Source organism: Erwinia tasmaniensis Et1/99 (assembly GCF_000026185.1).
Classification (GTDB): domain Bacteria; phylum Pseudomonadota; class Gammaproteobacteria; order Enterobacterales; family Enterobacteriaceae; genus Erwinia; species Erwinia tasmaniensis.
The window spans coordinates 3137466-3161650 of the sequence record NC_010694.1; the positions used below are offsets into that span (position 1 = coordinate 3137466).

Sequence of the window (24185 nt, forward strand, 5' to 3'; positions counted from 1 at the left end):
AATGCCGCCAGCCCGTTTTGCTGTGCCAATGCACGTCATACTATGACCGCACCTTCGCCAGTGAGTTCCCACCATCAGGAGGAGATAGCCTGCCATGCCAGTTTGACGGCAAGCGCCCACATCACTGACCCGACCAGCAGATTGATCGTACGCTGGGCGCGCGTGGTGTTAAGCAAAGGCGCTAACCATGCCGCCAGCAGCGCCAGGCCAAAAAACCACAGCAGCGATGCGCTGACAGAGCCGAGAGCAAACCAGCGACGTGCCTCTGACGGCATTTGGCCACCGAGGCTGCCAAGCACGACAAACGTATCAAGGTAGACGTGCGGATTCAGCCAGGTTACCGCAATCAAAGTCACAATAATGCGCCAGCGCCCGTGTTGTAACGCCCCCTCTGAAGCCATGTGAATATGGCCACGCCAGGCATTATGCAGCGCTCCCCAGCCGTACCACAGCAGGAACGCCACGCCGCCCCATGTGACCAGGTTAAGCAGCAAAACCGACTGACTCAACAGGGCGCTACCACCAAAAATACCGCCACAAATCAGTAGAATATCACTCAAAGCGCAGAGCGCCGCCGTCATCAGGTGGAACCGTCGACGGATCCCCTGATTCAATACGAATATATTCTGCGGGCCCAGCGGCAGGATAAGCGCTGCTCCCATAGCAACGCCTTGAAAGTAAACGGATAACATTAAGGATCCTCACCGGTTATTTTTCGGCAAGTGTATAGCGGAGGGATTATTAGGGGAAATTCAAAGAATTAATAGTCAATAAGTAATATTAATAAAACCAGTGAGTTAACAGGGCTGACCGCTAAGATCAGCCCTGGAAGAGACCAGACCATCATTCTGCTGAAAGTCTGACTACCGCGTCATCAGGCTATTCCTGTTGGGCGGGTTTTTCCGCAGCTTCGGCGGATTTGTTCTGATGAAAGTGCACGTCCATCTGCGGGTATGGAATACCGATTTTGTTAGCATCCAACGCAATCTTGAAGTTTTTCATCAGGTCCCAGTAGACGTTTTGCATATCGTCTAACTTGCTCCAGCAGCGTACGATGACATTAACGGATGAACCGGCAAGTTCATTAACGCCTATCTGTACTCCGCGAGACTGCACCACACGCGGCTCGGCATCGACCACCTCGCGCAGTACCTTAAACACCCGATCGATATCCGCATCGTAGGCAACGCCGATGATAAATTCGTTACGACGCTCCGGCTCACGCGAGTAGTTGATAATATTGCCGCCGATGATTTTACCGTTTGGCACGACGATAATTTTGCCATCGGTGCTTCGCAGCGTGCTGGAGAAGATCTGCACCTGCAGTACCGTACCGCTCACACCACCGAGGTCAACAAACTCACCCGCACGGAATGGACGGAAGGTGACCAGCAGCACGCCTGCCGCAAGGTTACCCAGAGAGCCCTGTAACGCCATCGCAAAGGCTAAGCTGGCAGCAGCCAGTGCTGCAATAACCGATGCGGTTTCAACGCCCACTCGCCCCAAAGCCGCTATCAGCGTAAAGGCAATAATACCGTAACGAACCAGCCCGGAAAGAAAATCAGCTACGGTGGGGTCGATATGCCGTGCCACCAGCAGCCTGTTAGCGGTTTTAGCAATAAAGCGCGCCGCCACCATACCGACAGTCATGATAACAATTGCCGCGACGATATTGACCACGTAACCAATCAGCAGCGCCTGATTACGCACCAGCCAGCTACCGGCGCTGTTAATGCCGTCTACCACATTCAAATTGTCCATTTCCCTTTCCTGTTATTAGCCCAATGCAGGCGTTCAAATTTTTGTCGTGATCACGACAACCGCCGGAGTAAGGGTAAAACAATAAAGTGAAATGTGCCAAGTAAGTGGCGAGATTGCTTAGATTTCCTGCAAAATGCGCAAAAAAAAAGGCCCCTTTGGGGCCTTTTTTGCACAAACGTTTAATTACAGTACGTCGACGGCGTTCAGTTCTTTGAATGCCTGCTCCAGACGAACAATCATTGAAGCCTGGGAAGCGCGCAGCCATACGCGCGGGTCGTAAAACTTCTTGTTTGGCTTATCTGCGCCTTCCGGGTTGCCCAGCTGCGCCTGAAGGTAGCCTTCATTCTTTTTATAGTACTGCAGGATGCCGTCCCAGGTTGCCCATTGGGTATCGGTATCGATGTTCATTTTGATCACGCCGTAGCTGATTGATTCCTGAATCTCGGCGGCTGAAGAACCAGAACCACCGTGGAACACGAAGTCCAGTGAGTTGTGCTCAAGATTGTGCTTCTTACTAACGAACTCCTGCGAGTCACGCAGGATAGTCGGGGTCAGCTTAACGTTGCCCGGCTTGTATACGCCGTGCACGTTACCGAAAGAGGCCGCAATGGTGAAACGCGGGCTGATTTTGGTCAGCTCGGTGTAAGCGTAATCCACGTCTTCTGGCTGGGTGTAGAGTGCAGAAGCGTCCATATGGCTGTTATCAACGCCATCTTCTTCACCACCGGTGCAGCCCAGTTCGATTTCCAGGGTCATGTCGATTTTCGCCATGCGCGCCAGGTACTTGCTGGAAATTTCGATGTTTTCTTCCAGAGACTCTTCAGACAGGTCAATCATGTGAGAAGAGAACAGTGGCTTACCGGTTTTGGCGAAGTGTGCTTCACCCGCGTCGAGCAGACCGTCGATCCACGGCAGCAGTTTCTTCGCGCAGTGGTCAGTATGCAGGATCACCGGCACGCCGTAGTGCTCGGCCATCAGGTGTACATGATGTGCGCCAGAGATGGCGCCAAAAATGGCAGCTGCCTGTGGCTGGTCTGATTTCAGACCTTTGCCCGCGATAAAGCCTGCACCGCCGTTAGAGAACTGGATAATGACCGGCGCTTTCACTTTCGCAGCGGTTTCCAACACGGCATTGATAGAATCAGTACCCACGCAGTTCACTGCTGGCAGAGCGAATTTGTTCTCTTTCGCCACTTTGAAGATTTTCTGCACGTCGTCACCGGTGACAACGCCTGGTTTTACGAAATCGAAAATTTTAGACATGTTAGCTTGTCCTGTTTTTGTCGGTCGTTTAAATGGAATCTGTTCAATCAATCAGGCGGGGAACTTCGCCCCGCCACGGGGTTTACTGCTTTGCACGCTCTTCCAGCATGGCAACCGCTGGCAGAACTTTACCTTCTACGAATTCGAGGAAGGCACCGCCACCGGTAGAGATATAAGAGATTTTATCTTCGATACCAAACAGGTCGATGGCTGCCAGCGTATCACCACCGCCGGCAATGGAAAATGCGTCGCTGTCTGCAATCGCATTCGCAACGATTTCAGTCCCTTTACGGAAGTTAGGGAATTCGAATACGCCTACCGGACCGTTCCACAAAATGGTTTTAGCATCTTTCAGCAGGTTAGCCATTGCCAGTGCGGTTTCGTCACCAAAGTCCATGATCTCTTCATTATCCTGAACTTCAGACACTTTTTTCACGGTAGATGGCGCAGTTTCAGAGAACTCCGTGCCAACGCGGGAATCAACCGGAACCGGGATACCGTATTCATCACGCAGTTTTTTCGCCGCATCAACAAAATCCGGCTCGTACAGGGATTTACCCACGTTATTCTCAATGGCGACGAAGGTGTTGGCGATGCCGCCGCCGACGATAACGGTGTCAGCAATCTTAACCAGCGAGTTGAGAACATCAAACTTGGTGGAAACTTTCGATCCCCCCACCACTGCCACCATCGGGCGCGCAGGGCTTTTCAACGCTTTGCCTAAGGCTTCAAGTTCAGCTGACAGCAGCGGGCCTGCACAGGCAACCGGAGCAAACTTGCCCACGCCGTGGGTAGAAGCCTGCGCGCGGTGCGCGGTGCCGAAGGCGTCCATCACGAAGATGTCGCACAGTGCGGCATATTTTTTGGAGAGGGTTTCGTCGTCTTTCTTTTCGCCTTTGTTAAAGCGAACGTTCTCCAGCACCACCAGCTTACCAGCGGCAAGTTCAACGCCGTCAAGGTAGTCTTTAGCCAGGGAGACATTCTCTGCACCCAGCTTCTCTTTCAGATAGTTCACTACCGGCAGCAGAGAGAACTCTTCATTGTATTCACCTTCGGTCGGGCGGCCCAGATGGGATGTCACCATCACTTTAGCGCCCTGCTTCAGCGCCGCTTCGATGGTCGGCAGAGAAGCGCGAATACGTGCATCAGACGTCACTTTCCCTTCTTTTACCGGCACGTTCAGATCGGCACGGATCAGAACACGTTTACCAGCAAGATCCAGATCGGTCATCTTAATTACAGACATGGTGAACCCTCTCGTTGATTCTCAAAGTTTTATTGACGCAGCCGCGTCCAGGCTGAAACCGCTGGCGGCCATCGCTAACGTGGTATCGATCATGCGGTTAGCAAAGCCCCATTCGTTGTCACACCAGACTAACGTCTTAATCAGGTGTTGACCACTGACCCGAGTTTGCGTGCCATCAACGATGGCACTGTGCGGATCGTGATTAAAATCAATAGAGACTAACGGTAATTCCGTGTAGTCGACTATACCACTAAACGCCCCTAATGATGCACTGTGCAGCAGAGCATTGACTTCGCTGGCTTTCACCGCGTCGCGTACGCTGACGCTAAGATCGATAGCCGTGACGTTGATGGTCGGTACGCGTACCGCTATTGCTTCAAAGCGGTCATTAAATTTCGGGAATATGCGCGTGATCCCGGCGGCCAGGCGCGTATCGACCGGAATAATCGACTGACTGGCGGCGCGGGTACGGCGCAGATCCGGGTGATAAGCATCAATTACCTGCTGGTCGTGCATCGCCGAGTGAATGGTGGTTACCGTACCCGATTCAATCCCCCAGGCATCATCCAGCAGTTTGATTATCGGAATAATGCAGTTAGTGGTGCAGGAGGCATTGGATACCAGTAAATGCTCTGGCAGAAGCTCTTTTTCATTGACGCCGTACACCACCGTGGCATCCAAATCATGACCGCCAGGATGCGAGAACAACACTTTTCTGGCACCGGCCTTCAGGTGAGCTTCTCCATCGGCACGACTGCCGTAAACCCCGGTGCAGTCCAATACGATATCAACGTTCAGCTCGCGCCACGGCAGACTGCCAATCTCCGGGATATGCAGCAGGCGAATAGTGTCATCGCCGACCGTCAACAGGTCGCGCTCCTGACGCACGTCCCAGGCGAAACGCCCGTGGCTGGTATCATATTTCAGCAGGTGCGCCATTCCGGCCGCATCAGCCAGTTCATTGATCGCAACCGCGCTGATTTCAGCCCGTCGCCCGGTTTCATAGAGCGCACGTAAAACGTTGCGCCCAATGCGACCAAAACCATTAATGGCAATGCGAACGGTCATAGCACTCCAAATCTGAATTCATCTTGAAATTGGACAATCAGCCTGAGCCAGCAGTCGGAAATTGTACAGAAAATTCTGCGCTAAAACATTGAACGCTGCCGCCAACGGCCTGCATACAGAATGAAACTGAAACGCTTCAGCTAGAGTAATAGATGTGAGGAATAATGGGAATGACTGGGATCAATTGTGGCACGTAACTTTCGATCTGCGTCACAAAATTAGCAATTAGTGGGGAATGGGCGGATCGTCGATCCGCCCATTTATGTAGCGTTACAGCAGCTCTTTCGCTTTGGCAACCACGTTATCAACGGTGAAGCCAAATAGCTCAAACAGTTGCTCTGCCGGAGCCGACTCGCCGAAGCTGGTCATGGCAACAATGGCACCGTTCAAGCCGGTATATTTGAACCAGTAATCGGCGATACCGGCCTCAATCGCCACGCGGGCGCTGACAGCTTTCGGCAACACGGATTCACGGTAGGCCGCATCCTGCTTGTCGAAGGCATCGGTAGACGGCATGGAAACCACACGCGCTTTACGCCCTTCAGCAGTCAGCTTGTCATATGCCCCCACCGCCAGCTCCACTTCGGAACCGGTAGCGATAAAGATCACTTCCGGCGTTCCCGCGCAATCTTTCAGTACATAGGCACCACGGGCTACGTTCGCCAGCTGTTCAGCGGTACGATCCTGCTGCGCCAGGTTCTGGCGTGAGAGGATCAGTGCCGTTGGGCCGTCATGGCGTTCAATGGCATATTTCCACGCGATAGCGGATTCAACCTGGTCACACGGACGCCAGGTACTTATGTTTGGCGTCACACGCAGGCTCGCCAACTGTTCGACAGGCTGATGAGTCGGGCCATCTTCACCCAGTCCGATTGAGTCATGGGTATAAACCATTACCTGACGAATTTTCATCAGTGCGGCCATACGCACGGCGTTTCGCGCATACTCAACAAACATCAGGAAGGTCGCCGTATAAGGCAGGAAACCACCGTGCAGCGTAATGCCGTTAGCAATGGCGGTCATACCGAATTCGCGCACGCCATAGTGGATATAGTTACCCGCAGCGTCTTCGTTGATCGGCTTAGAGCCGGACCACATGGTCAGGTTGCTTGGAGCCAGGTCAGCGGAGCCGCCCAGGTACTCCGGCAGCAATTTACCGAAGGCTTCGATGGCGTTCTGCGAGGCTTTGCGGCTGGCGATTTTCGCAGGATTAGCCTGCAGCTGCTCGACGAACTTCTGCGATTCAGCAGCCCAGTTGGCCGGCAGTTCGTTTTTGACACGACGCTTGAACTCTTCGGCCAGCTCTGGGAAAGCCTGTGCATAGGCCGCAAACTTGTCGTTCCAGGCCGCTTCTTTGGCTTGGCCGGCTTCTTTAGCATCCCACTGCGCGTAGATATTTTGTGGGATCTCAAACGGCGCGTGATCCCAACCCAGCTGCTTACGGGTCAGGGCAATTTCTTCATCTCCCAGCGGTGCGCCGTGAGAGTCGTGCGTACCGGCTTTGTTCGGTGAACCGAAACCGATGACGGTTTTGCACATCAACAGGGAAGGTTTGTCGCTAACCGCTTTGGCTTCTTCCACCGCTTTTTTAATCGCGTCCGCATCGTGGCCGTCCACGCCGCGCACAACGTGCCAGCCGTATGACTCGAAGCGTTGCGCCGTATCGTCGGTGAACCAGCCGTCAATGTGGCCGTCAATGGAGATCCCGTTATCGTCATAGAAAGCCACCAGCTTGCCCAACTTGAGCGTCCCCGCCAGCGAGCATACTTCATGTGAGATGCCTTCCATCATGCAGCCGTCACCCATGAACACGTAAGTGTTATGGTCAACCACGTCATGGCCCGGACGGTTAAACTGTGCCGCCAGCGTGCGCTCCGCAATCGCAAAACCGACCGCGTTAGCGATACCCTGTCCCAATGGCCCTGTGGTGGTTTCTACGCCTGCGGTATAACCATATTCTGGGTGACCTGGGGTTTTGGAATGCAGCTGGCGGAAGTTAGCCAGCTCGCTAATAGGCAAATCATAACCGCTGAGATGCAGCAGGCTGTAGATCAGCATAGAGCCATGACCGTTTGACAGCACGAAACGGTCGCGGTCGGCCCACAGCGGGTTAGTTGGGTTATGATTGAGGAATTCACGCCACAGCACTTCAGCGATATCAGCCATGCCCATTGGCGCGCCAGGGTGGCCAGATTTGGCTTTTTGCACCGCATCCATACTTAATGCGCGAATGGCGTTGGCAAGCTCTTTGCGAGAGGACATTTTCTACTCCAGGTCGGATTTAACGCTTCGCCGCACTTAACCTATTGTAATGAATGAGTTATGGGGCAAAGCCGAAGGAAAGTCGATCATCAATGTACATGAAATGCGGGTGACATGTACATGGCGCTGGCGGTAAAAAAAATCACATAACTTGCGATTCTGGCGCAAGCCGACTATGCAATCAGAGCAACAAACGTTATAAACGCCTTTCGCGCAGGGCTAATTCCCGGCGAAACATAACAACATTTTGTTTTTACTCATTTGTTACCTTAATGGATAAACTGGAATGACGAAACGTATCACTTGTATCGTGCTGGCGCTGTCTGGCTTACTTTCCGGCTGTCAAAATTTGGACAGCAATGCCCTGATGCAGTCTGGCAGCCAGGCTTGGCAGGCCGCGACCCTTAGCGATGCGCAGGTGAGAGAGCTGAGCGACAAGTCCTGCCAGCAGATGGACGGCGAGGCTCAGATTGCCCCTGACAGCAACCCCTATGCACAACGCCTGAAAAAGATCGCCGCCGCGCTTGGGGATAACATCAACGGCACCCCGGCCGACTATAAAGTTTATCTGACTAAAGACGTCAACGCGTGGGCGATGGCGAACGGCTGCATCCGCGTATACAGCGGCCTGATGGATTTGATGAACGATAACGAAGTCGAAGGCGTTCTGGGCCACGAAATGGGTCACGTGGCGCTGGGTCACTCGCGTAAAGCCATGCAGCTGGCCTGGGCTACCACCGCGGCGCGCGGCGCTGCTGCCTCCGTCGGCGGGGCGGCGGCTTCACTCTCGCAGTCCCAGCTGGGCGATCTGGGAGAAAAGTTGGTCAACGCGCAATTCTCCCAGAGCCAGGAATCTCAGGCTGATGATTACTCTTTCGACCTGATGAAAAAACGCAGCATCGATCCCCAAGGGCTGGTCACCAGCTTTGAGAAACTGGCGAAGATGGAAGGCACCCACACCAGCAGCATGTTTGACTCGCACCCCGCCTCGCAGGCGCGTGCTGACCATATCAGACAGCGTATTGCCGCAGGTAAGTAACATCGAACAGAGGGCGGGTAAAGCCGCCCCGTATGGCTGAAATTATGCCTTTCGTTATAGTCATTTAAAATGCTAAATGCGTTTTGAAAACTACTGGGTTCATACCCTAACCAAAAATTGAAAATATTGATTTAATAATAAAAACAACACCTATAAGTAAAAGTAAAGAGCCGGTAAAAAACTCAATCCTGTTGCGAATACTATCATCTTTGGCTAATTTATAGAGTTTCCCAATCAGGCTAACAAACGCGACCCACCAAACAACACCCACCAATATATCAATGATACCCAGAGTAATCACCTGAGAGATGACATTACCTTTCTCGCTAACAAATTGGGGAAGTATACTAATAAAAAAAACAGCAACCTTTGGGTTTAGAATATTCGCAGTCATTCCACTGAGAAAAGCCCCCTTATTGAATCTTTGGGGAGGAGTGTCCTCAATACTCTTATCACGATTAGAATACAACTCTTTTAACGATGAAAAACCAAGCCATGTAATATATATTCCACCAAGGAGTTGGATAATATAAAAGGCATCCTTCGAGGCGAGAAAGATAGCTGAGGCCCCGATGACCGCAAGGATCATATGAAAGAAGAGACCGCACTGAACGCCCAATGCTGAAAGCATTCCCTCTCTTTTACTTCTAAATGTATTCTTCGATATTATCAACCAATCAGGACCAGGTGTCACGTAAGACAGTAAAGCAACAAAAATATAAAGCAAATAAACGGACATGCTCAACCCTCTATTTAAAATTTCCTGCAAATCATTCTTGGATTACCTTCCGCAGTAACAGATTCTAATTTCACCCTATCTTCTAAAACACATGCCCGGAGCAGCCAACGGTCAAAGCCATCATATCGAGGCGTAAAGCTGGTCCTTCCATGAATTGCTCTATTATTATCAATAATAAATAAATCACCAGACTCAAGAGAGACATAACATTTAGCGTGGTTAGCAGCTTTTGCCAATTTTTTTAAGACTTCGTTAGCTTCATTATCAATACCCTCCATAAGATCTAAATCATAACAAATATGGTCATGATTATTTATTTTAAAAACAGAAACTATACGTCCATTTCCTTTTTCACCATGCTTACTCCCAAAAGAATAATCCACTCCCGTTTTAAATCTTTCTTCTGAAAGCACAGATATATCTCCATCACTTAAATAAGATTTAATCCTTCTTGTGCTGGATGTAAATGTCTTCGCTTTTTTATCATGATCGGGCCTGATACAAAGTAAAATTATATAATCTGGTTTCTCATGATGAAAAGCTATTTCCGTGTGAAAATTAAGGAGAGACTTTGAGCTTTCTGATGAAAGATGGTATTCATGCTCTTTTGATGGGATTATATTTTGAAAAATAGCACCTTTTTTCTCCTGTTTATATGAAACTAAATACCCTAACTGTTCACCCACCATGGAGATAATACGCTCTCGATAAAAATGGCAAGCATCAGGAATAGAAAAATTATCATTGGGCGTTAATATATTGTCGGAAATAACATTAAAACCACGAATGAGAAGTACGCCATAGTCATTGCTATAGTTTCTGAAATCATATAAAGCTTCAATGATTTTACTGGGGAGTTGACAAGAGTATAGGTAGGACTCTTTAATAAATTTACAAGGTTGAGCATAAGGAGAATACGCAGATACTCCTAACAATTCATCAATGTAAATAGAGTTAAGATCTAAGAGGTGTTCGCCCGATATTTTGGATATGTCCATATAGCCACCTGCATCGTCAAGAGATTAGGGTATGTAAATATATAAAGACAGGTCAACCTGAACCCCTTTTACCACAGGCTTAACCCCCCTGTCGAGTGTTAAAGAAACAACAATTTACGCTATCCAAATCAACAGGCATACCCGGCGACACGGCTATAAACAGGTTAAATGGGGCCGCAGTGCTAATAGAGAAAATAATACTAGAATATCTATTACGCCATAAGTGTTTGTACTATACAAAGTAATAACGGTTTTTGGGTGCCCCAATCATGGACGTAACGTCTGAGATTAGGTAAGCAAAAAACTTGCACGACTGAGATCTCCCGATGGCCATTTCCATCCAGCCTGTATTCCAGCTAATCGCCAAGAGCCTTACCAGATAACAGCATTGCCGGGCAGAGAGTTATTGTTTTCCCCATATAGCCGATCTTACCCGGTAATAGTGGGCACTCGACGAAATCAGTAAATGCTGAACATCGGATCCGCGTTAAGCCTGCCCTGTGTTTCATGCTATTGTCGATGATGTCGTTATCCGCGATACAAATCTCTGCTATATAAATAAATGCTCTTTTATAAGGCGATATATAAAATCAGATCCGCATCACCGAACAGAGAGCAAATAAACGCATAAATTGCGCGTTCAGCTTGCCATCAGGGAGAGAGGGTTATCAACAGCTGCAACATCATCCACGCTTTTTTGTCTTCTACTGTATCGGTATTTTTTTCGTCTGTTTATGCCGAAGAGACTTTTTCTGCGATGAAAGCAGAGACGCCGATATCCATTCTAAGATAGAGAATTTCTTTCCTGCCAGACACAAATGGTCGATAAGTACTGGCAAAAATATTATCAATAGCGGCGATAAAGGAACGTCTCCCGCTGACGCTAACCGGCTTCCTGAATACTGTTCTAAATAATGCGAGGACATTGATATGTGGCTGGTTGCCAATTTACTTGTTGTTATAACGTGGTTTGGCATTTTTGCATTCAATAACGAAATAGAAACCCCCAATAAGATATTCCATATTATAAAGACGGTCTTTCTTGGATACGCGCTATTTTTTCACGGCTACGCAGAACCCTACTTCTTAATCATTTGTGCTTTTGTAATATTTGGTATAATCATAACCCACCTGAGAAACATCAATAAAATCATCGTAAAAGATTTCTCCACCCTGTATATGACCTATATCATGTTGCCATTCCCTTTGGAAATGCGCATCATTCTGTTATGGGCGGGTGTTATTGAGTGATGATAAAGACAAACATCCTCATATTACTACTATTAGTAAATACTATCCATCTGACTAATGCCTCATACCAGGAACAGAGGTTTCAGGGCATCGATAAACAACTGTTTGATAGTACCTGTGGTATAGCTTCTGTTTCTAATATCCTCAAGAAAAGTTACTCAGTGTATAAAAATGAAGTGGACCTGCTCGCGTTGATAGAAATCAAGCCAGAGTATTCGTTTGTGGATTTATCACTAATAGCCAAAGAGTTCGGCATCCCAATATCAGGGGTAAAGATAATCATTCAACCGTTTAAAATAATCCACTCACCCTGTTGCATATCAACCGCTTTGGCAGTGCTCATTTCGTCATATTAAAAGGTATTGATGACACATGGGTGCAAATCGATGACCCTGGGTGGGGAGGGCTAAATTATACCCGCGCACAATTTGAAAATTACTGGTTACATGAAGATGGCCTGGGGCGTGCGTTACTATTCTTAAAAGATGAGAAAATACTTATCAACAGCAATAGAATTCATTCTAAAAAAATTCTAACTCAATAACCAACGATCAGAAGATATTTTTCCGGATCAATGTCTGTCAGGCTGACAGACATTGATCCGGGCGGGTCTCCCCGCCCTTACACTTATTTGATCTTATTGGCAGCCTGGACGTGCAGCATATCCAATGCCAGGCTGGCAGCCGCCAGCGCGGTAATTTCAGACTGGTCGTAACCCGGAGCCACTTCTACCAGGTCCATCCCCACGATGTTCATGCCCTGCAGGCCACGGATCAGCTTGCTGGCTTTATCGCTGGTCAGGCCGCCGATGACCGGCGTGCCGGTACCAGGCGCATGGGCCGGGTCGAGGCAATCAATATCAAAGGTCAGATAGACAGGCAGATCGCCGACGATCTGTTTTACCTGCGCCAGAATGTCGTCCACGCTACGATCGTTAACCTGCGCCGCATCCAGCACGTTAAAGCCCAGCGAAGGATCAAACTCGGTACGAATACCAATCTGCACCGAGTGTTCAGGAGAGATCAAACCTTCTTTCGGTGCCGTATAGAACATGGTGCCGTGATCGAAGGTGGGGCCGTTGGAATACGTATCCGTATGCGCGTCAAAATGCACCAGCGCCATTTTACCGAACGTTTTCGCATGCGCGCGCAGCAGCGGCAGGCTGATATAGTGGTCGCCGCCAAAGGTGAGCATGCGCTTACCCTTCGCCAGCAGCTTTTCAGCATGAGCCTGCAACTTATCGCTGAAATCCTGCGCGTCACCAAAGGCATAAACCAGATCGCCACAGTCAATGACCTTCAGCTGCTGGCGCAGATCGAACTGCCACGGCCAGCGGCAGCCCTCCCAGGCCAGATTGGTGGAGATCTGCCGGATGGCACCGGGGCCAAGACGGCTGCCGGGGCGGCCAGAAGTGGCGGCATCAAAAGGCACGCCGGTGATCACCCACTCCGCATCGCTGTCATACGGCTGGAAGTTGAGCGGAAAACGCATAAAACCGAAGGCGTTGGAAACCAGAGAGTTGTCATACTCATGGTTTAAGGTGTTGTTCATAGCAAATCCTCGTTAAACGGCGGCGTCTTAGCGCTGCCCTGTCCGTTTACCCGGTATAGAAAAAATCCCTTCTGCGTCAAGCTTAACGTAGAAGGGATCGGAAATTAATATTTCGTAACGGCGTTACTTTTTAGCAAAAATACCGTCAACGAACTTACCCAAATCATTGCCATCGGCATTGTTCAGGCTTTGTTCCGCTTCCGGCTTCAACTCACCGTCTGGCGAAGCATGATCGAAAAATTGCGGCAAGAACTGTTGCAGCTTGCTCACCGCATCTTCCGGAGTGGTGCCCAGTTTGTCAGCCAGCGATTGCAGCTCGCTGTGACCAAAAGCAGACTGTAACTGGCTGGTGGCAACCGGCTGATTTTCGCCGCTGCCAAGCCAGCTTTCCGCCAGGCCACCCAGACCGCCCTGCTGCAACTTGGCCAGCACCGCCTGAAAACCACCCTGCGATTGTACCCACTGCAGGATCGCCATCATCGCCAGGCTGCCCAACTTACCGCCCATGCCCGACTCGCTGCCAGAGTTTGGCTCTTTGTCAGCGCCGCCGAGTGCATTATTGATTAAGCTGTCTAATAAACCCATGTCTCGCTCCTTTATCTTCCATTTCAGGGACTATCAATCGTAAAAACGTTGCCATCAGGTTGTTACGTTACTCATCTTCCAGATAAGTATAGCCATAGAGTCCCGCTTCGAACTCTTCAAGGAACTGCGCGCGCAGATCTTCGTCCAGATCGCTCTGTTTGATCTGATTACGGAAGTGCGTCAGCAGCTCCGCCGGGTTGAGCTGCACGTACTCCAGCATATCCGCTACGGTATCCCCTTCATCCGACAGCTGAACCTCAACGCTGCCGTCAGCAAAGGCAAACACATCCACCGCTTCAGTGTCGCCGAAAAGGTTGTGCATATTGCCGAGGATCTCCTGGTAAGCACCGACCATAAAGAAGCCGAGCATCGGAGGATTATCCACATCGTACTGCGGCATCGGCATGGTGGTGGCAATGCCGTCGCCGTCGATGTAATGATCGATGGTGCCGTCGGAGTCACAGGTGATATCCAGCAGTACCGCCCGGCGCTCCGGAACTTTGTTCAATCCTTCCAGCGGCAGCACCGGGAAAAGCTGATCGATACCCCATGCGTCCGGCATCGACTGGAACAGCGAGAAGTTGACGTAGATTTTATCCGCCATACGCTCCTGTAACTCGTCGATAATCGGACGGTGCGCACGGTTGCTTGGGTCCAGGTGCTGCTGGATATAGTGGCAAATGCTCAGATACAGCTGTTCGGCCCAGGCGCGTTGGGTCAGATCGTAGGTTCCCTGCGAGTAGCCGGTATGGATATCAAACAGATCCATCTGGCTGTCGTGCAGCCACTCACGCAGCGAGCGGCGATTACTCGGCTCGTGCATCTCCTGCCAGGTATCCCACATGCTGACAATTGGACGCGGCGCGTCTTCAACCGGCGGCTGGGGTTCGCTGAATTCGTTTCGTTCCACGCCAATAATATTGGAAACCAGCACCGTGTGGTGCGCGGTCACGGCACGCCCGGATTCGGTGATCACCGTCGGATGCGGCAGATCATGCTCATCACAAGCCGCGCCAATGGCCCAGATCACGTTATTGGCGTATTCGTTCAGGCCATAGTTAACCGAGCAGTCGCTTTGTGAACGTGTGCCTTCGTAGTCCACGCCCAGACCGCCACCCACGTCAAAGCACTGGATATTAACGCCAAGCTTGGCCAGTTCGACATAAAAACGCGCCGATTCCCGCACGCCGGTGGCGATATCACGAATGTTCGCCATTTGTGAACCGAGGTGGAAATGCAGCAGCTGCAGGCTTTCCATGCGGCCCGCTTCACGCATAATTTCTACCAGCTTTAATACCTGGGTTGCAGACAGGCCAAACTTCGATTTTTCACCGCCGCTCGACTGCCATTTACCGGAACCTTGCGAAGCAAGACGGGCACGGATACCCAGACGCGGCACCACGTTCAGCCGCTCGGCCTCCTCAAGTACCAGCTTCACTTCCGTCATTTTTTCCAGCACCAGATAGACCTTGTGGCCCATCTTCTCGCCAATCAGGGCAAGGCGGATATATTCACGGTCTTTATAGCCATTACAGACGATAACCGAACGCGTCATGCCCGCATGGGCCAGCACGGCCATCAGTTCGGCTTTGGAACCGGCCTCCAGCCCCAGCGGCTCGCCGGAGTTAATCAGCGACTCAATAACGCGCTTATGCTGGTTAACCTTGATCGGGTATACCAGGAAGTAGTCGCCGTTGTAGCCATAGGATTCGCGCGCGCGCTTGAACGCGGCGTTAATTGAACGCAGGCGGTGCTGCAAAATTTGTGGGAAGCAGAACAGGGCCGGCAGACGCTGGCCTTCGGCCTCGCGCTCTTTCACCAGTTTAGCCAAATCGACGCGGGCTTCCGGCACGTCAGGATCGGGACAGACGCTGATATGCCCCAGCTCGTTCACGTCGTAATAGTTGTTACCCCACCAGGCAATATTGTAGGTACGCAACATTCTGCTGGCATCCTGGTCGCTGATGGCGACCTCCTGCATGGAGCGTAATCCACCCTGTTCGCCTGCTGACGAACCCATAATTTTCTTCATGTCGTCAGACATCGCAAACCTCAAGTTGTGTTAAAGCAAAACGGCTGGCAGCCACAGGAGCACCCTGCAGCAAGAATTTATCGATTAACGGCCTGCACGGCCGCGCACGCGAATGGGGTGCTGAAATCGTTTTTTGCAGTGTTACATTGTAAGACAAGTCGCAGACTCCGTGTTGCGGGCCAGAGAACTTATGGGGAAAACTCTCAATATCATCCGAGAGAACCGCACCTAATTTAACCGTTATCGCATGCACATTATAGCCAGACGGCGGACGTAGGGCCGCGGAATTTACCGATTAGGGTGCAGCAGAGTAAACGGGCGGATAACTTCGCCGCAATCGTTCGGCACAGATGATGGGAGTAAGAAAATTGAATACGCCAGGATGGCGTAATGGGGCGGATAAAGCGAACTGGTGGTTCATTACCGTTATCACCTCCACACCTGCCTTCTCGGCACGCGGATAAAGCTGAAAATGAGGCTAAAAGCCTGCATATGACCATCGCCACCGATGGCTCTTTAGCGGCGTTTTATACAGCCCCTAAGGTCAAAATGCAAAATCTAAATGAGCTAAACAGGCGCAGTAGCAGGATATTTTATTGCTCATGGCCTTGAGTAACATTCATCCGGCAAAAAATGCTGGCAATCCGCTTAACGAGTAACCTAAAATAGACGTCCAGAAGTTAATCCGTCTATATCGGTCAACTTCTCACCGTCTTACTACTGCTCATGGCTTTGCCTGTGGGGGCGTTAAGTCTGAGTTGACAGACTTGTGACCAGTCTTCGCGCTATGCAGTTGATTTTTAACCCGTTAAATTCAAGGTAAAGAATAAAATGGCTAAACACCTTTTTACATCCGAGTCCGTATCAGAAGGACATCCCGATAAAATCGCCGATCAGATCTCTGATGCCGTGCTTGATGCCATCCTCGAGCAGGACCCCAAAGCTCGCGTGGCTTGCGAAACCTATGTGAAAACCGGCATGGTTCTGGTTGGCGGTGAAATCACCACCAGCGCATGGGTCGATATCGAAGAGATCACTCGTCAGACCGTGCGTGATATCGGCTATGTTCATTCCGATATGGGCTTTGATGCCAACTCCTGTGCGGTGTTGAGCGCCATTGGTAAACAGTCACCGGACATCAACCAGGGCGTAGACCGCACCGATCCCCTGGAACAGGGTGCCGGCGATCAGGGCCTGATGTTTGGCTACGCCACCAACGAAACTGACGTACTGATGCCTGCACCGGTGACCTATGCTCACCGCCTGGTACAGCGCCAGTCTGAAGTACGTAAGAGCGGCGCATTGCCGTGGCTGCGCCCGGACGCAAAAAGTCAGATCACCTTCCAGTACGACGACGGCAAGATCGTGGGCATTGATGCGGTAGTTCTGTCTACCCAGCATGCGGAAGACATCTCGCAAAAAGAGCTGCAGGAAGCGGTGATGGAAGAGATCATCAAGCCGGTACTGCCGACAGAGTGGATCAATGCCAGCACCAAGTACCATATCAACCCGACCGGCCGTTTCGTCATCGGTGGCCCAATGGGCGACTGCGGCCTGACCGGTCGTAAAATCATCGTGGATACCTACGGCGGCATGGCTCGTCACGGCGGTGGCGCATTCTCGGGTAAAGATCCGTCAAAAGTTGACCGCTCTGCGGCCTATGCTGCCCGCTATGTGGCCAAAAATATCGTTGCCGCTGGCCTGGCCGATCGCTGTGAAATTCAGGTTTCCTACGCTATCGGCGTCGCAGAACCGACGTCAATCATGGTAGAAACGTTTGGTACGGAGAAAATCTCTACCGAAACGCTGACCCTGCTGGTGCGCGAATTCTTCGATCTGCGTCCTCACGGTCTGATCCAGATGCTGGATCTGCTGCACCCAATTTACCGCGAAACCGCTGCTTACGGTCACTTTGGCCGTGAACACTTCCCGTGGGAAAAAACCGATAAAGCGGCGCAGCTGCGCGAGGCCGCTGGCCTGAAATAACGTCACCGGTTGAGCTTCAGGGGCATCCCATAGGGGATGCCCTTTTTTATGCCTGGTTGTTAACGATTACATCTGTGTGAAGGTGACTTTTCAGTCGATTAGGTGCTGATAGTTTCAACAACTGGGCACAGGGCAAATTATTTTCAGCTCTGTCTGATATTTTTCGGCTTTAGAAATCGTACAGACTACCCTTTGCTACGGCTTGCGGGTTAAAACGCCCGGCAACAGGGATAAAGACGCTTTTTTCTGCAAGAATTTAGTTGTAACCGGTTACACTGGTGTGATCTGTCGCACAGTCTTGCGTGGCCGAGTTTTCTACCATTTGACACCTCAACAATTCAGGTTGCAGAAAGCGGCTGACGCGCCTGCGGCTTGAAGAATGGCTGTTTATAACAACAATATGCGGTACTACCTAACGGAGGCGTTATGCCTGAAAAGAAAAAACGAAGCAGAACTTCAAACAAGGCCATGACCCTGTTCGTCTGCTTCCTTGCGGCACTGGCCGGCCTGCTGTTCGGTCTGGATATCGGCGTAATTGCCGGGGCACTTCCTTTTATCGCCAAAGATTTTAGCGTCACGCCCCATCAGCAGGAGTGGATAGTCAGCTCGATGATGTTTGGCGCCGCTATTGGTGCGGTCGGCAGCGGCTGGATGTCCTCTTATCTCGGGCGCAAAAAAAGCCTGATGATCGGCGCCGTACTGTTTGTTATCGGCTCCCTGTGGTCAGCGCTTTCCCCTAACCCGGAGATGCTGATCGTCGCCCGCGTGTTGCTGGGCCTGGCCGTTGGCGTGGCGTCATACACCGCACCGCTCTATCTTTCTGAAATTGCTCCAGAAAAAATTCGCGGCAGCATGATTTCGCTCTATCAGTTAATGATTACTATCGGTATTCTCGGTGCTTACCTTTCCGACACGGCCTTTAGCTATAGCGGCGAATGGCGCTGGATGCTGGGCGTGATTACCATTCCTGCCCTGCTATTGCTGGTTGGCGTCTTCTTCCTCCCCAACAGCCCGCGCTGGCTGGCGGCCAAAGGCGATTTCCGCAGTGCCCAGCGCGTGCTGGATCGCTTGCGTGATACCAGCGAGCAGGCTAAACGCGAGCTGGATGAGATCCGCGAGAGCCTGAAGATAAAACAGTCCGGCTGGTCGCTGTTCAAGGACAACAGCAACTTCCGTCGCGCGGTATATCTGGGCGTGCTGTTGCAGGTCATGCAGCAGTTCACCGGCATGAACGTGATCATGTATTACGCACCGAAAATTTTTGAAATTGCCGGATTTGCTAATACTACCCAGCAAATGTGGGGGACGGTGATTGTTGGTTTGATTAACGTGCTGGCCACCTTTATTGCTATCGGCCTGGTGGATCGCTGGGGGCGTAAACCGACGCTTATCCTCGGCTTTATGGTCATGGCTCTGGGCATGGGCGTGCTGGGGACGATGCTGCACTTCGGTATTAGTTCCAGCAGCGGACAGTACTTTGCTATCGCCATGCTGCTGATGTTTATCATCGGCTTCGCCATGAGCGCCGGCCCGCTTATCTGGGTGCTGTGTTCAGAGATCCAGCCGCTGAAAGGGCGTGATTTCGGCATTACCGTTTCTACTGCCACTAACTGGATTGCAAACATGATTGTCGGGGCAACGTTCCTGACCATGCTGAACAATCTCGGTAACGCGAATACCTTCTGGGTTTACGGGGCACTGAACCTGTTCTTTATTGTTCTTACCCTGTGGCTAATCCCGGAAACCAAAAATATTTCGCTGGAGCACATCGAGCGCAATCTGCTGAACGGCAAGAAGCTGCGCGATATTGGTCAGCATGACTAACCCTGTCTTAATCCATTGATTAGACAATAAAACAGGCCAGCACACTGCTGGCCTGTTAGTTAACAGAGCCGCATCGGCCTCATCCTCATACCCAATCCTCCATGCCTCCTGTTCCCTGCCGCACAACGGCCAGCCTCATCAATAAACCCTTATCCTTTTGTTCTGACAACGGCAGTGGCGCGCGGCTTGAATTGACCGCCGGCACGCCGTATTCTTGCGCGGATGAAACCCGAAAGAATCCCAATTTGCCTGCAACAGGCCGTGATGCTCAGGCTGCGTGAAAAACTTCAGCAGGCTAATCTGCGGCTGGAGCGCAACTATCCTGAACCCGCACTGCATTACAGGCAGCGCGGCACGGCGGCGGGAACGGCCTGGCTGCAAAGTTGGGAGATCCGCCTTAATCCGGTGCTGCTGCTGGAAAACCAGCAGGCGTTTATTGATGAGGTTGTACCGCACGAACTGGCGCACCTGCTGGTTTGGAAGCATTTTGGCCGCGTTGCGCCACACGGCAAAGAATGGAAATGGATGATGGAAAGCGTCCTTGGCCTGCCCGCACGCCGTACCCATCAGTTCGCGATAGCCTCTGTGCGCAGCCGCACTTTTCCTTACCGCTGTGGCTGCCAGCAGCATCAATTGAGCGTGCGCCGTCATAACCGGGTAGTCAGGGGGGAGAGCGAGTATCGCTGTCTGCATTGTGGTACTTCTCTTAGGCCGGGCGAGTTCCAGAAGTCTTAAAAAAGCCCATAACTGCCTGAAGAACGTACGATATAACGCTTATCTATCAAGCCACCATTCGTTATAACCGGCACGTCTGTTACTCTCCATTACCGTTTTATGGATTACAGATTTACCTGAACATGTCTCGCAACTATTTGGCCTTACTGGCGTTCATCCTGCCCTGCTTTCCCCTTTTTTCCCACGCTCTTAGCCTGGATAACTACCACCAAAATAATTTTAGCCAGGCCAAAGCCTGGGCTGCGCAGATCCACCATGATGCCCCTGGGTCATTTTATTGCGGCTGTACCATTCACTGGCAGGGGAAAAAGGGCGTGCCCGACCTGGCCTCCTGCGGCTATCAGGTACGTAAAAGTGCCACCCGCGCCAGCCGTATCGAATGGGAGCATGTTGTTCCCGCCTGGACTTTTGGCCATCAGCGCCTGTGCTGGCAGGACGGTGGACGTAAAAACTGCGCCAAAGATCCTGTCTATCGCCGGATGGAAAGCGACCTGCACAACCTGCAACCGTCCATCGGCGAGGTCAACGGCGATCGCGGTAACTTCATGTACGGACAGTGGCGCGGCGGTGAGCAGCAGTATGGCCAGTGTGCCATGAAGGTTGATTTCAAAAATAAAGTGGCGGAACCGCCAGAGCGGGCGCGTGGTGCTATCGCCCGAACCTGGTTCTATATGCGTGACCAGTATCAGCTGCGCATGTCAAAACAGCAGACCCAGCTGATGACCGCCTGGGACAGGCTTTACCCGGCCACGCAATGGGAGTGCGAACGCGATCGACGGATTGCCCGTGTGCAGGGAAATCATAATCCTTATGTACAGCAGGCTTGCCAGCGGTAAAATCGCTGGCCTAAACTGCTCAGCATTGATGCGTAAACTTTGACAGGATTTCCATGCGTATACCCCGCATTTATCACCCCGCGCCGCTAGACGCCGGCAATGAGATAGCCCTTAGTGAAGAGGCGGCTAATCACGTTGGCCGCGTGCTGCGAATGGGGCCCGGCCAGAGGCTGGAGCTGTTTGATGGTACCGATCTGACTTTTGCCGCTGAAATTACTCAGGCCGACAAAAAAAATGTTCATGTCAGAATTCACACGGCACGCGATGACAGCCGCGAGTCGCCGCTGCATCTTCATCTTGGACAGGTGATGTCGCGCGGGGAAAAAATGGAATTTACCATCCAGAAAGCAGTCGAACTGGGAGTGAATGTCATCACCCCGTTGTTTTCAGAGCGCTGTGGCGTCAAGCTGGATGCAGAACGCCTGGCGAAAAAGATCCAGCAGTGGCAGAAAATCGCTATCGCCGCCTGTGAACAATGTGGGCGCAACCGCATTCCTGAAGTACGCCAGGCGATGACGCTGGAAGCGTGGTGCGCCGAACAGGATCGGGGCCTGAAACTCAACCTTCACCCGCGTGCGGATCACAGCATTAATACGCTGCCGCTGCCAGTAGAGCGCGTGCGGCTGTTGATTGGCCCGGAGGGGGGGCTTTCTGCCGATGAGATTAGCATGACGGCACGATATGGTTTTACTGATATTCTGCTAGGCCCGCGCGTGCTGCGTACCGAGACAACCGCCCTGACGGCTATCACTGCCCTGCAGGTGCGTTTTGGCGATTTAGGCTGAAGGCGCTGTACTTTGTTCACTCATCGGATCATCCGATGAGCGTTCAGATGATGTATAACTTGTCTGAACACGGCATCCATTTAAAATGGCAAAAATAGCTCAAAGCGGAGAGAACAATGATTAAGCTTGGCATAGTGATGGATCCGATAACCTCCATCAATATTAAAAAAGATTCCAGCTTTGCTATGCTGCTGGAAGCACAAAACCGTGGTTACGAAATTCACTATATGGAGATGAACGATCTCTATTTGCGCGGCGGTGAAGGCCGGGCTCGTACGCGCCTGCTAAGCGTAGAGCAGAATTATGACCAATGGTTTACGTTCGGCAATGAACAGGATATCGCCCTGTCGGACCTGAACGTGGTGCTGATGCGTAAGGATCCGCCGTTTGACACCGAGTTTATCTACGCCACCTATATTCTTGAGCGTGCAGAAGAAAAAGGCACGCTGATCGTCAACAAACCGCAAAGCCTGCGTGACTGTAATGAGAAGCTTTTCACCGCATGGTTTGCCGAGCTAACCCCTGATACGCTGGTTACCCGCAACGCCAGCCAGATCCGTGAATTCTGGCAGCAGCATGGTGACATTATCCTCAAACCGCTGGATGGAATGGGCGGCGCGTCGATATTCCGCGTTAAGCAGGAAGATCCTAACCTGTCGGTCATCGTTGAAACCCTCACCGGGCATGGTAGCGCCTACTGCATGGCGCAAAATTATCTGCCGGCAATCAAAGACGGCGATAAGCGCGTGCTGGTGGTCGACGGTGAGCCAGTCCCCTATTGCCTGGCGCGCATTCCCAAATCGGGTGAAACGCGTGGCAACCTGGCTGCCGGGGGGCGTGGCGAAGCACGACCTCTTTCTGATAGCGACTGGGAAATAGCGCGTCGCGTTGCGCCCGTGCTGAAGCAGAAGGGTCTTATCTTTGTTGGCCTGGACATTATTGGCGATAAGCTGACTGAAATTAACGTCACCAGTCCAACCTGCATTCGTGAGATCGAAGCCGCGTTTCCGATCTCTGTTACCGCAATGCTGATGGATGCTATTGAAAAACGCCTCGCCTGATTGTTACTGCGGGGGCGGATTGCCCCACGGCTAACCTTTAATGCCCGCCGATTTAGCGCGGGTATTAACCAGACTACAGAACATTAAGTATGAATTTACAGCACCATTTTTTGATTGCCATGCCCACCCTGCAGGACCCGCTGTTCAAACGTTCAGTGGTTTACATCTGTGAACACAACGCTGACGGCGCTATGGGGCTGATCGTTAATAAGCCGATGGAAAATCTGACGGTTGAGGGCATTCTAAAGAAACTCAAAATTGCCCCCACCGCACGCGAACCTGACATCAGGCTGGATAAGCCGGTGTTCTCCGGTGGCCCGCTGGCAGAGGATCGCGGTTTCATTCTGCACTCGGCACAGAAGACCTTTACCTCCAGCATTCGCGTGTCGGATAACACGGTGATCACCACCTCACGTGACGTGCTGGAAACACTCGGCACCGCCGAACAGCCGGATAATGTACTGGTTGCCCTGGGCTATTGCGCCTGGGAAAAAGATCAGCTGGAACAGGAACTGCTGGAAAATGCCTGGTTAACGAGTCCAGCTAACAGCAATATTTTATTTCATACCCCGATAGCCGAACGCTGGCGCGAAGCAGCGAAAAGCATCGGCGTCGATATTCACAATATTGCCAGTGAAGCAGGACATGCATAATGAGTAGTCAGACCTTTCTGTCATTTGACTTCGGTACAAAAAGTATCGGCGTTGCCATCGGCCAGCGGTTAACGGGCACGGCCCGACCGCTAAACGCGCTGAAGGCCCAGGACGGCATACCTGACTGGAACAGGATCGAAGCCCTGCTGAAGGAGTGGCAGCCGGAGCGGGTTGTGGTCGGGCTACCGCTGAATATGGACGGTAGCGAACAGCCGTTAACGGCGCGTGCGCGTAAATTTGCCAACCGCCTGCACGGGCGCTTCGGCGTGCAGGTTGACCTGCACGATGAACGCCTCAGCACCGTAGAAGCGCGAGCGGAGCTGTTTGAACGCGGCGGTTTTCGCGCGCTGAGCAAGGGCAACGTTGACTCGCTATCCGCGGTTATCATCTTAGAAAGCTGGTTTGAAAATCAGTATGTATAAGGATGGCAGGCGGCCACGCCCGGACTGAACAACGGCAAAAAATATTTTCTCCCGACCGCAACCTTTCCGCTGGCGTCAGCGAAACTTA

At 51.6% G+C, this 24185-nt stretch carries 22 protein-coding genes; 11 read left to right on the forward strand and 11 right to left on the reverse strand.

The window, feature by feature from the left end; genetic code table 11:
- Positions 1-74: 74 nt before the first annotated feature.
- The 6 genes from argO to tkt form a co-directional block, all read right to left on the reverse strand.
- Positions 75-692: an arginine exporter ArgO gene (argO, locus tag ETA_RS15265; protein ID WP_012442514.1), complete on the reverse strand. Its 618-nt coding sequence runs from the start codon at positions 690-692 to the stop codon at positions 75-77.
- A 187-nt stretch (positions 693-879) separates the two neighbouring features.
- On the reverse strand, positions 880-1761 hold the full coding sequence (gene mscS, locus ETA_RS15270) for a small-conductance mechanosensitive channel MscS (protein ID WP_012442515.1): 882 nt from the start codon (positions 1759-1761) through the stop codon (positions 880-882).
- Between the two features lie 183 nt (positions 1762-1944).
- A complete protein-coding gene (gene fbaA / locus ETA_RS15275; RefSeq protein WP_012442516.1) occupies positions 1945-3024 on the reverse strand; it encodes a class II fructose-bisphosphate aldolase in 1080 nt (359 codons plus the stop codon).
- Between the two features lie 82 nt (positions 3025-3106).
- Entirely contained in the window at positions 3107-4270 is a 1164-nt protein-coding gene (pgk, locus tag ETA_RS20045; RefSeq protein ID WP_012442517.1) for a phosphoglycerate kinase, read from the reverse strand.
- A gap of 21 nt (positions 4271-4291) precedes the next feature.
- Positions 4292-5338, reverse strand: a complete 1047-nt coding sequence (epd, locus tag ETA_RS20050; protein ID WP_012442518.1) for an erythrose-4-phosphate dehydrogenase — start codon at positions 5336-5338, stop codon at positions 4292-4294.
- Between the two features lie 270 nt (positions 5339-5608).
- On the reverse strand, positions 5609-7600 hold the full coding sequence (gene tkt, locus ETA_RS15290; RefSeq protein ID WP_012442519.1) for a transketolase: 1992 nt from the start codon (positions 7598-7600) through the stop codon (positions 5609-5611).
- 286 nt (positions 7601-7886) lie between these two features.
- Here tkt and loiP point away from each other — a divergent pair, with 286 nt between their 5' ends.
- Positions 7887-8639, forward strand: coding sequence for a metalloprotease LoiP (loiP, locus tag ETA_RS15295; protein WP_012442520.1), 753 nt, complete (start codon positions 7887-7889; stop codon positions 8637-8639).
- Between the two features lie 106 nt (positions 8640-8745).
- On the opposite strand, the gene ETA_RS15300 is transcribed toward loiP, so the two are convergent.
- Positions 8746-9378, reverse strand: a complete 633-nt coding sequence (locus ETA_RS15300; RefSeq protein WP_012442521.1) for a LysE family translocator — start codon at positions 9376-9378, stop codon at positions 8746-8748.
- A 14-nt stretch (positions 9379-9392) separates the two neighbouring features.
- A complete protein-coding gene (locus tag ETA_RS15305) occupies positions 9393-10376 on the reverse strand; it encodes a TauD/TfdA family dioxygenase (protein WP_012442522.1) in 984 nt (327 codons plus the stop codon).
- Between the two features lie 930 nt (positions 10377-11306).
- On the opposite strand from ETA_RS15305, the gene ETA_RS15310 reads away from it, so the two are divergent.
- Together ETA_RS15310 and ETA_RS20620 are read left to right on the forward strand one after the other, a co-directional pair.
- Positions 11307-11627, forward strand: a complete 321-nt coding sequence (locus ETA_RS15310) for a hypothetical protein (protein ID WP_012442524.1) — start codon at positions 11307-11309, stop codon at positions 11625-11627.
- A gap of 313 nt (positions 11628-11940) precedes the next feature.
- Positions 11941-12171 (forward strand): cysteine peptidase family C39 domain-containing protein, encoded by a 231-nt coding sequence (locus ETA_RS20620; protein ID WP_012442525.1) that lies wholly within the window; start codon positions 11941-11943, stop codon positions 12169-12171.
- Between the two features lie 83 nt (positions 12172-12254).
- On the opposite strand, the gene speB is transcribed toward ETA_RS20620, so the two are convergent.
- The 3 genes from speB to speA all read right to left on the reverse strand — a co-directional run bounded on the left by speB (position 12255) and on the right by speA (position 15807).
- The gene (gene speB, locus ETA_RS15320) at positions 12255-13178 is read right to left on the reverse strand and encodes an agmatinase (protein ID WP_012442526.1); all 924 of its coding nucleotides are present in this window, start codon (positions 13176-13178) and stop codon (positions 12255-12257) included.
- Between the two features lie 123 nt (positions 13179-13301).
- A complete protein-coding gene (locus tag ETA_RS15325) occupies positions 13302-13763 on the reverse strand; it encodes a YidB family protein (protein ID WP_012442527.1) in 462 nt (153 codons plus the stop codon).
- A 67-nt stretch (positions 13764-13830) separates the two neighbouring features.
- Complete coding sequence (gene speA, locus ETA_RS15330; RefSeq protein ID WP_012442528.1) at positions 13831-15807, reverse strand: biosynthetic arginine decarboxylase; 1977 nt, start codon at positions 15805-15807, stop codon at positions 13831-13833.
- An 819-nt stretch (positions 15808-16626) separates the two neighbouring features.
- On the opposite strand from speA, the gene metK reads away from it, so the two are divergent.
- The 8 genes from metK (at position 16627) to ruvX (ending at position 24097) form a co-directional block, all read left to right on the forward strand.
- Positions 16627-17781 (forward strand): methionine adenosyltransferase, encoded by a 1155-nt coding sequence (gene metK / locus ETA_RS15335; RefSeq protein WP_012442529.1) that lies wholly within the window; start codon positions 16627-16629, stop codon positions 17779-17781.
- A gap of 426 nt (positions 17782-18207) precedes the next feature.
- Positions 18208-19605 carry a sugar porter family MFS transporter gene (locus ETA_RS15340; protein WP_012442530.1) on the forward strand — a complete coding sequence of 466 codons (1398 nt, stop codon included), beginning with the start codon at positions 18208-18210 and terminating at the stop codon, positions 19603-19605.
- Positions 19606-19827: 222 nt separating this feature from the next.
- Positions 19828-20340, forward strand: a complete 513-nt coding sequence (locus ETA_RS15345; RefSeq protein WP_012442531.1) for a SprT family zinc-dependent metalloprotease — start codon at positions 19828-19830, stop codon at positions 20338-20340.
- 122 nt (positions 20341-20462) lie between these two features.
- Entirely contained in the window at positions 20463-21176 is a 714-nt protein-coding gene (gene endA, locus ETA_RS15350; RefSeq protein WP_012442532.1) for a deoxyribonuclease I, read from the forward strand.
- Between the two features lie 53 nt (positions 21177-21229).
- Positions 21230-21961, forward strand: coding sequence for a 16S rRNA (uracil(1498)-N(3))-methyltransferase (gene rsmE, locus ETA_RS15355; RefSeq protein WP_012442533.1), 732 nt, complete (start codon positions 21230-21232; stop codon positions 21959-21961).
- A gap of 116 nt (positions 21962-22077) precedes the next feature.
- Positions 22078-23022: a glutathione synthase gene (gene gshB / locus ETA_RS15360; RefSeq protein WP_012442534.1), complete on the forward strand. Its 945-nt coding sequence runs from the start codon at positions 22078-22080 to the stop codon at positions 23020-23022.
- A gap of 89 nt (positions 23023-23111) precedes the next feature.
- A complete protein-coding gene (locus ETA_RS15365) occupies positions 23112-23675 on the forward strand; it encodes a YqgE/AlgH family protein (protein ID WP_012442535.1) in 564 nt (187 codons plus the stop codon).
- Positions 23672-24097, forward strand: coding sequence for a Holliday junction resolvase RuvX (gene ruvX, locus ETA_RS15370; RefSeq protein WP_042959120.1), 426 nt, complete (start codon positions 23672-23674; stop codon positions 24095-24097). Before ETA_RS15365 ends, ruvX begins: the two co-directional genes overlap by 4 nt.
- The last annotated feature ends 88 nt before the right edge of the window (positions 24098-24185 follow it).

What these genes read in the sequence shown, in the direction of transcription:
- argO (WP_012442514.1), bottom strand. Translation starts at nt 692, where the DNA reads ATGTTATCCGTTTACTTTCAAGGCGTTGCTATGGGAGCAGCGCTTATC.
- mscS (WP_012442515.1), bottom strand. Translation starts at nt 1,761, where the DNA reads ATGGACAATTTGAATGTGGTAGACGGCATTAACAGCGCCGGTAGCTGG.
- fbaA (WP_012442516.1), bottom strand. Translation starts at nt 3,024, where the DNA reads ATGTCTAAAATTTTCGATTTCGTAAAACCAGGCGTTGTCACCGGTGAC.
- pgk (WP_012442517.1), bottom strand. Translation starts at nt 4,270, where the DNA reads ATGTCTGTAATTAAGATGACCGATCTGGATCTTGCTGGTAAACGTGTT.
- epd (WP_012442518.1), bottom strand. Translation starts at nt 5,338, where the DNA reads ATGACCGTTCGCATTGCCATTAATGGTTTTGGTCGCATTGGGCGCAAC.
- tkt (WP_012442519.1), bottom strand. Translation starts at nt 7,600, where the DNA reads ATGTCCTCTCGCAAAGAGCTTGCCAACGCCATTCGCGCATTAAGTATG.
- loiP (WP_012442520.1), top strand. Translation starts at nt 7,887, where the DNA reads ATGACGAAACGTATCACTTGTATCGTGCTGGCGCTGTCTGGCTTACTT.
- ETA_RS15300 (WP_012442521.1), bottom strand. Translation starts at nt 9,378, where the DNA reads ATGTCCGTTTATTTGCTTTATATTTTTGTTGCTTTACTGTCTTACGTG.
- ETA_RS15305 (WP_012442522.1), bottom strand. Translation starts at nt 10,376, where the DNA reads ATGGACATATCCAAAATATCGGGCGAACACCTCTTAGATCTTAACTCT.
- ETA_RS15310 (WP_012442524.1), top strand. Translation starts at nt 11,307, where the DNA reads ATGTGGCTGGTTGCCAATTTACTTGTTGTTATAACGTGGTTTGGCATT.
- speB (WP_012442526.1), bottom strand. Translation starts at nt 13,178, where the DNA reads ATGAACAACACCTTAAACCATGAGTATGACAACTCTCTGGTTTCCAAC.
- ETA_RS15325 (WP_012442527.1), bottom strand. Translation starts at nt 13,763, where the DNA reads ATGGGTTTATTAGACAGCTTAATCAATAATGCACTCGGCGGCGCTGAC.
- speA (WP_012442528.1), bottom strand. Translation starts at nt 15,807, where the DNA reads ATGTCTGACGACATGAAGAAAATTATGGGTTCGTCAGCAGGCGAACAG.
- metK (WP_012442529.1), top strand. Translation starts at nt 16,627, where the DNA reads ATGGCTAAACACCTTTTTACATCCGAGTCCGTATCAGAAGGACATCCC.
- ETA_RS15340 (WP_012442530.1), top strand. Translation starts at nt 18,208, where the DNA reads ATGCCTGAAAAGAAAAAACGAAGCAGAACTTCAAACAAGGCCATGACC.
- ETA_RS15345 (WP_012442531.1), top strand. Translation starts at nt 19,828, where the DNA reads ATGAAACCCGAAAGAATCCCAATTTGCCTGCAACAGGCCGTGATGCTC.
- endA (WP_012442532.1), top strand. Translation starts at nt 20,463, where the DNA reads ATGTCTCGCAACTATTTGGCCTTACTGGCGTTCATCCTGCCCTGCTTT.
- rsmE (WP_012442533.1), top strand. Translation starts at nt 21,230, where the DNA reads ATGCGTATACCCCGCATTTATCACCCCGCGCCGCTAGACGCCGGCAAT.
- gshB (WP_012442534.1), top strand. Translation starts at nt 22,078, where the DNA reads ATGATTAAGCTTGGCATAGTGATGGATCCGATAACCTCCATCAATATT.
- ETA_RS15365 (WP_012442535.1), top strand. Translation starts at nt 23,112, where the DNA reads ATGAATTTACAGCACCATTTTTTGATTGCCATGCCCACCCTGCAGGAC.